The organism is Mesorhizobium sp. PL10 (assembly GCF_053714315.1).
Genome location: NZ_JBSKBR010000147.1, coordinates 1 through 1,030, shown reverse-complemented (window position 1 = coordinate 1,030; position 1,030 = coordinate 1). Strand labels below are relative to the sequence as shown.

At 58.3% G+C, this 1,030-nt stretch carries 2 protein-coding genes and 1 tRNA gene; all 3 read right to left on the bottom strand.

The genetic code is table 11. From position 1 onward, the window contains the following. Positions 1 to 107 precede the first annotated feature (107 nt). The gene (locus tag ACWGTO_RS33540) at positions 108 to 350 is read right to left on the bottom strand and encodes a GIY-YIG nuclease family protein (RefSeq protein ID WP_454578959.1); all 243 of its coding nucleotides are present in this window, start codon (positions 348 to 350) and stop codon (positions 108 to 110) included. A gap of 143 nt (positions 351 to 493) precedes the next feature. After that, positions 494 to 584, bottom strand: a tRNA-Ser gene (locus ACWGTO_RS33535). A gap of 212 nt (positions 585 to 796) precedes the next feature. Then, on the bottom strand, positions 797 to 1,030 hold a 234-nt coding region (locus tag ACWGTO_RS33530), incomplete at its 5' end, for a hypothetical protein (protein WP_454578958.1).

The window sequence follows — 1,030 nt, the reverse complement described above, 5'->3', positions numbered from 1 at the left end:
GAATCGAACCCAAGAGCGAACGCTGCTGCGTGAATTATCGTGTTAAAAGGTTGTTATTGCTGTGTTTTCTGGAGACGGCGGAGAATTTCGCGCTATACGTGAAGGGATTACCAAAGGCGCTTGTTGGCGAATGCATGTCCCGAACCGGACTTGAGGTAACGCTCGAATGATGTCGCCTTGGTCTGGCTTGAGAAGGCCGCATAGGTGACAATCCGCCAAGGCAGAAACTTGGATGTATGACTGGATTTTCCTGCGTTGTGGTCGGCGAGCCGCTGTTTCAGGTCCGACGTTATGCCGACATAGCGCTCGCCTTCGGCGGCTTCGCTCTCAATCAGGTACACGTACCACACGAACCGGCCCACCTTCGCCAAGGTTTTGGGGCATCGCGCTTCGAGCGGGACGCTGCCGCCCTCCTTCGCCAAGGCTTCGGAGGGCATCCTGCTTCGCGCTGAGGGCAGGGCTTGTCCTGCGAAGCTCGAAGAGCGAAGCAGGATGGCGGAGAGGATGGGATTCGAACCCACGAGAAGCTTTTGACCTCTACTCCCTTAGCAGGGGAGCGCCTTCGACCACTCGGCCACCTCTCCGTTGCGCCGCTGGATAGAGAAAAGCGCCGGCACAATCAACAAGCCGGCGCGATATTCGCTGAAAAATCCGCATTCGGCCGAAGCGGCACCTTGCCGTGCGGCGATTCTGCGGCAGCTCGCAGGCCGGCGAGTCGGCGGCATGGCCGCAATTTAGGCAGGCGATCGCCGGATTCGGCCCCATTCCAAGGCTCGGACCAAGGCTTCCGGGGCCCTCAATGGTTAACGAGAGCTTTCGGACTGAGGCCAAATCGTGTCATTTGTGCAACAACGCCAGGGGATAGCACCCGGATAGCCCTTTTGCCGGTACGATCGTGGTTGAACGCCGCCGCCTCATGGGTAATGTCGAATTCGAAGGAGCGGCGCGGTGCGCATCTTTTTCGGTAGTGGGGATGGGGCAGGGAACGCTGTCCTTCAGCAAAGAATACCCAGACCCGTTTTTTAACTTT